Genomic DNA, 6,657 nt, shown 5'->3' with positions numbered 1-6,657 from the left:
TTACTCAAATAAAAATTGCTGGTTTACTTAAATGTATTTATGTTATTCTGTTCAATTTTCAAAGACCAATTTTTCCTTCTAAATCCTGTTATTATAAGACTTACAAGTTTCTGTCGTTTGTGACAGCTTATTCAGTATATCATCGCTTTCAGACTTTGTCAACAACCCTTTTCAAAACTTTTCAAACATTTTTTCTTATGATGTTTCATTAGCTTTAAGTTATTGAATTTTATAATCTTCAGCAACGAATTAAATCATACCATCGCTATTTAATATTGTCAACATTTTTCATAAAACTTATAATTTTACATTCCAAGTATCTTGTAAACTTGAGTTGTTTTTGCTTATATATCTTAGCGATGTGTTTTATCTTAACATTTCTAAATTACTTACATTTTAAATTATTCCCTAATTTTATAAGATTATTCATGCTTTTCTCTATTATATGTCATTATTCTAAATTTTATTTATACTGACACACTAGAAATAGTTTACTAATAGACTTACTATACTTCAATGCATATATTAATGTTTCTTAGAAGTTATATCTTAAATATTATTTCAAAACCAAATCACTAAACATTTTCTCATGTCGCCTTTCTTCTTCTATAATATTTGAGATAATCTTATATACATTATTGTTTACATCATTTAAGTTTCCAAGTAATCTTCCCTGGATATCTAGAAGTAAGCTTATGCTATTTTTCTCAAATTCTAATGAATATTTTATTAAATCCTGAACATTGTCTACATGAGGAATTCTAATTTGATTCTTAAATTCATATAAAAGCTTTACAACTTTGTCATATAAGTAAAAATCAATAGTATCATTGAGTTCATAGTTAAATTTCTCTTTTAATCGCTCATAATATTTGATATGTTTAATTTCTTCCTTTCTAATCACTCTTGTAATAATCTCAATATTTTTAGAATTCTTTTCTTTTGCATTTTCTTCAATTTTTTTATATACCTCTAATGCATTCTTCTCAATATCAATAAGTCTCTCTATCAAATCATAAATAGTATAATTCATAATTAATTTCTCCTATTATATTTGAATTTATTTTAAATTGTATATAGACTAAAGCAAATTTATAAAATTATTATCATTATACTTTTTAACTATAATTAATATACGTTAACTAGTATATTTTTATATTCATTATCATCTGCACTAAAGCATTATCTATTACATTATAACGTTTGACAACATTGTGTAGCATCTATACAATATTTATTATGGATAAATTATTAGACAATAAAGAAATTAGTGAAATATTTCTGGAAGTAATATGTAGTTTCTTTGAAAAAGATTTGAAAGCTAAAAATTTTGGAACAGATTCAAATCTATATCATTCCGAAATACACATGCTGCAATATATAAAAGAAAATGAGGGCTTACATATTTCAGCTATTGCAAGAAAACTTGAGATTACGCGAGGTGCTGTCTCACAAACTATAAAGAGATTAGAAAATAAGGGCTATCTATTTAAGGAGGCGAGTTCTGATAGTAATTCAAAACTAATATTGAAGCTTACAGAAAAAGGTGAGGTGGCATATAAAAATCATAAAAGCTATCACAACCAATACAATCTTGTTATAAAAGAGTTATTGAGAAGTGCTAGCAGAGAAAATAAAGAATTTTTGTATAATTTTCTAAAGCAATTTAAAGACAAAATATAAGATACCTTTTCAAGGTATTTTATTTTATATTATATGTATAGTATCTATACATAAATCAATACAGTATTGTGGAGGATTAAAATGACTCATAAATCAAATTTTAAATTAAACAGATTTATAATATTAATTATGGCTATTACTTGCGGGGCTACAGTTGCAAACCTATATTTTATTCAGCCATTACTAACACAAATTTCTACAAACTTTAATATTTCAGAATCTCAAGCAGGATTTATTGTAACTCTAACCCAAATAGGTTATGCTCTAGGATTATTTCTATTTGTTCCACTTGGAGATATAAAAGAACGTCGTAATCTAATTATAAAAATGCTTATAGTTGTTGGTATTTCTTTGCTATTAGTTGCTATTTCTCCTAATTACGTAATTTTATTAATTGCTTCTCTGTTAGTTGGATTTACAACAATAATTCCTCAACTAATAGTTCCATTTGCTGCGCATTTGGCAGAACCTTCAGAACGTGGAAAAATAATAGGTAATGTTATGAGTGGACTTCTAATAGGAATATTACTATCAAGAACATTTAGTGGGATTGTCGGCCAAGCTTTTGGTTGGAGATCAGTATATTTCTGTGCTGCATTCTTAATGGCACTTTTTGCAATAATAATAAAAAACTTTTTTCCAACAAGCATACCAAACTCCAGTATATCATACGCTAAGCTAATACTCTCCATATTTCCTCTAATTAAACAAGAGAAAACTTTAAGAGAAGCATCTATAAATGGAGCATTGATGTTTGGAGCTTTCAGTGCATTTTGGACTTCTGTTATTTTTTTATTAGGTTCTCACGTTTATAATCTTGGAACACGTGAAGCTGGATTGCTTGGTTTAATAGGGGTTGCTGGAGCTGCCGCCGCACCTTTTGTTGGAAGAATTGCTGATAAAAAAACTCCTAAATTTACAGTGGGAATAAGCATTATTTTTTCTACTTTATCTTATATATGTTTTTTCATTTTAGGATATAAACTTTATGGTTTAATTATTGGTGTTATACTACTAGATTTAGGAACCCAAGCTGGTCAAGTTTCCAATCAAGCAAGGATACATGAGCTTGGTGATGAAGCACGTAGCCGAATTAATACTGTATTTATGGTTTCATATTTTCTTGGTGGATCATTAGGCTCATTTCTAGCACCTTTAAGCTGGCAATATTTCGGTTGGATTGGAGTATGCTCAATAGGATTTATATTCGAAGTTATGGCTCTAATTTTTCACTACATCATTTATAAGTAAAAATTCAAGCTACTTATCATTTCATTAGACCAGTAATAAATTTATTCTTCTATGGATATTATACTAACCTTTAATATATCGTAGCCTATATATAATAAAATTATTATTATAACCTACGATATATCAGCATTTTGCTTTTTAATAACATTAAAACTTAGTTTCCTAATAGAAATTTATTATTTTAATTAAGAAATTTTTTAATTAAAGTCATACTCTTTGCGCTATATGGTGGAAAAAGTATTCTAATATTTATTTTTGTTCCTCTATTCAGGACACTTTTTCTATGAGAAAATGTTTTAAAGCTCTCTTCTCCATGATAAGATCCTATACCAGAATTTCCAACACCTCCAAATGGCAAATTACTATTTGCTAAATGATTTAAAGTATCATTTATACAAATGCCTCCTGAAGGTATTTCTTCGATGACTCTTTCTCGTATTTTCTTATTATTAGTGAATATATAAAGAGCCAGAGGTTTAGGCATTTTTTTGATTTTCATTACAACCTCATCAAAATTAACAAACTCAATAATAGGGAGTACAGGCCCAAATATTTCTTCCTTCATGCTTTCCGATTCAAATGCTGATACATCTATAATTGTTGGCTCTATAAACCTTTCATATTCATCATAACTTCCTCCATAAAGAATTCCACTTTTATCTTTATCAATTAAATTTTTTATTCTGTTAAAATGTTTATCATTTATTATCCTGCCATAATATTTACTAGATTTAACGTTATCTCCAAAAAATTCTTTTATGGCATTTTTCATTTCTTTAATAAGCTCATCTTTAATATTTTTACTAACCATAAGATAATCTGGAGCTACACATGTCTGCCCTGCATTTAAAGTCTTTCCCCAAATAATCCTTTGAGCAGAAATTTTGATATTAGCAGTTTCATCTACTATTACTGGACTTTTACCACCTAGCTCTAGAGTAACTGGAATCAAATTTTGCGCTGCCGCTTTCATTACTATCTTTCCAACACTTACGCTTCCAGTAAAGAATATATAATCAAATGGAGCATTTATCAATGAAATATTTGTCTTAATACTTCCTTCTACACAGCTTATATATTTTTTATCAAATATTTTTGAAATCATTTCACTTATTATATTTGAAACATTCAATGAAATTTCAGAAGGCTTTATTACTATGCAATTCCCTGCACTTATTGCACCTATTAACGGCTCAATAACGAGTTGAAACGGGTAATTGTAAGGACCGATTATTAACACGCTTCCATAAGGTTCGCTAACTATATAACTTTTTCCAGGCTTTAAAAATATCGGTGTTTCTGTTTTTTTAGGCTTTGCCCATTTCCTTAAATTATTAATTGTATTTTCTATACTCAAATATACAAATCCTATTTCTGTTACATATGATTCAAATTCATGTTTTCCCAAATCAAGACTTAAAGCTTCAGTGATTTTACTTTCATAATCTTTTATACTTTCTTTAAGTTTTTTTAATTGATTAATTCGAAATTCTATTTTCTTAGTAGCCTGAGTGCTAAAAAACTCTTTCTGATCTTTAAGAATTTCATTAACATCTTCTGATGTTAATTCAGAACTATTCATTTTATTATCTCCTTACCTTATATTCTAAGCAAATATTCCATAATTATAATTTTATCCAAATACTTGTAAAAAGATAACTTATGAGATAATTTAAAATTCCGGAGTGATTTCATCTATATGTACTGTCTTTTCTCCATTTTCCAATATCCTAAACTGAATCTCTATTTTAAAGCCATCTAAGAAGCTTACATCTATGTATTCATATTCTTCCTTTTTTTTCTTATTGCCTTTACTTTCTATTACTCCCATGCTTAAAGCCATTGGATCATTTGTAAAATGTAATTCATGTAAACATTGTTCGATTTTAAGTAATTCGCTTCGGGTAAAGCTTACTACATTACCCAAGTTATCAAAATTAAAAGTAAACTTATTAAAAAAATGGCTCCATTTCTTAAATATTTCACTCTTCTTTTCTTCTTCTTTATTTCTCACATCACTTTTCATTTTGTTATAAGCATCTACCAAGTTATGTGCTTCCTCTTTTAAATGTTGAAATTCCATTCCAATGTTTTTTATACTTTCCTCTTTAATAGATATTGCTTTAACATTATCATCTATCAATTCCTTCTTATATGTGGCCTTTATATTAATATCTGAAATCTTATTATTCACATCAATTTCTTCAAACTTAACTACTTTAAATTCTTCCATAAGTGAGTCTAGTTCCTCTAATGGTGCGTTCTCCATTTTAACCTTAATCTCTTTTAATTCATCTTCATATGATTTCTTGACTGATGTTAATTTAATATGTATTTTCCCCAAATCTATTATATCTTCTTCCGCTTTATCTCTACTTCTAATTGCGTTCTTCAATAGACGTTTTTCTTTCTCTAAACTATTCTCAATAGAATTTATTTTATCCTTACATAATTCTATTTGTTTTTTCAACTTTAACAATTCTTCCTGCGACTTCTTTAATTCTTCTTCTCTTTTAAATGCTTCCACTTCCTCTTCACTTGTTACAAAACTCGGAAGTTCTTCTTCTTTCACAGTAAATCTACCTCCATAAGCCTTAACGCATAACCATATAAGTCTTATAAAATGTTGCCTATCTAATTTTTTCCACACATTAAGAAATGTCAATTTTGCAACATCTACTGATTGAGTAAATTCTCTTTTTTGTTCTTCATCCATACTACTTATAATTTCTTCTATATCTTTTGTAGTTTCTTGTAGATCTACAAATGCTTGTCCATTTATATATTCTTTAGCCTTACCACTAAGCTTTTCATTATATTTTGAATAAATAATATCAGCCTTATGGTTTGGCGTTAAGTTTTTATGCACTTTATATAGTTTAGCTGCTTCCTCTATTACCTCTATTGATACTTCGTCCTCTGTTGCACTCTCTAAATCATCATTAGCCTTTTCGGAAAGAATGTTGAACAACCTTTCATTTAACTCATTTCTTGTACACTTTTCCAATTCTTCTTTTTTTTCGTCAACCAAAGCCCATATTTCTTTTACTTCCGGTTCTTCAAGCACACGATTTTTTCCTATTTTACTTCCTATAAAATTAATTATACTTATAGTTCTTTTCTTAGCCTTTTGTATAATTGGCTTTGATATATTTGTCACATTCATTGTTTCAAGTAATGCAATTTGTTCAATGATGTCATTATCTGAAATTTTTCTAAGTCCGTCAAAAATATTAGGCATATCTGTCTCCTTTGTAAATTAATTATTAGTTATTTTTATCATAGTTCATCTTAACAACGCTATAAAGTCAGCATAATAAATTCATATTAAAGCTATGATAATTCCTACCTAATTACTATATAGATTCTCAAATGAAATTTCAACCATATAAGTTATAAATAATATAATTCATTCTTTATAAGTTTATTGGTTTTATATATCTTGATAATTTTAAAATAAACTTTGATCAATTAAATTTTTTAGATAACATATGATAATGAAATATAATATTCACTAACACAAATTCTAGCATATTCATCTATATTTTAACAGAATAACCATTAATATTCCACATTATTGGTGAGATTCCTATTTTTATATATCTATATGTTCACCATCCCAAAATTTGATAAAAAAAAAGACAGCCATTATGACTATCTTTAATACTTACCTCGCAACGTCCTACTCTGCCACACAGTCTCCCATGCAGTACCATCGGCGCT

Annotated in this window: 5 protein-coding genes; 2 read left to right on the top strand and 3 right to left on the bottom strand. The window is 27.7% G+C overall.

All coding sequences use genetic code 11. The annotated features are described in order from the left end of the window. Positions 1-556: 556 nt before the first annotated feature. Positions 557-1,033 (bottom strand): hypothetical protein, encoded by a 477-nt coding sequence (locus L1S46_RS26060; RefSeq protein ID WP_017210205.1) that lies wholly within the window; start codon positions 1,031-1,033, stop codon positions 557-559. A 206-nt stretch (positions 1,034-1,239) separates the two neighbouring features. On the opposite strand from L1S46_RS26060, the gene L1S46_RS26055 reads away from it, so the two are divergent. Continuing rightward, complete coding sequence (locus tag L1S46_RS26055; RefSeq protein WP_017210204.1) at positions 1,240-1,683, top strand: MarR family transcriptional regulator; 444 nt, start codon at positions 1,240-1,242, stop codon at positions 1,681-1,683. Positions 1,684-1,764: 81 nt separating this feature from the next. Further along, positions 1,765-2,934 (top strand): MFS transporter, encoded by a 1,170-nt coding sequence (locus L1S46_RS26050; RefSeq protein ID WP_012058185.1) that lies wholly within the window; start codon positions 1,765-1,767, stop codon positions 2,932-2,934. 181 nt (positions 2,935-3,115) lie between these two features. Here the strand turns inward: L1S46_RS26050 and L1S46_RS26045 are convergent, their stop codons facing one another. Continuing rightward, on the bottom strand, positions 3,116-4,516 hold the full coding sequence (locus L1S46_RS26045; RefSeq protein ID WP_017210203.1) for an aldehyde dehydrogenase: 1,401 nt from the start codon (positions 4,514-4,516) through the stop codon (positions 3,116-3,118). A gap of 90 nt (positions 4,517-4,606) precedes the next feature. Continuing rightward, complete coding sequence (locus L1S46_RS26040; protein ID WP_012058183.1) at positions 4,607-6,175, bottom strand: hypothetical protein; 1,569 nt, start codon at positions 6,173-6,175, stop codon at positions 4,607-4,609. Positions 6,176-6,657 lie beyond the last annotated feature (482 nt).

The organism is Clostridium sp. YIM B02500, assembly GCF_022324665.1.
In the GTDB taxonomy this organism is placed as follows: domain Bacteria; phylum Bacillota; class Clostridia; order Clostridiales; family Clostridiaceae; genus Clostridium; species Clostridium beijerinckii.
This window is presented reverse-complemented; position numbering and strand designations above follow the sequence as displayed.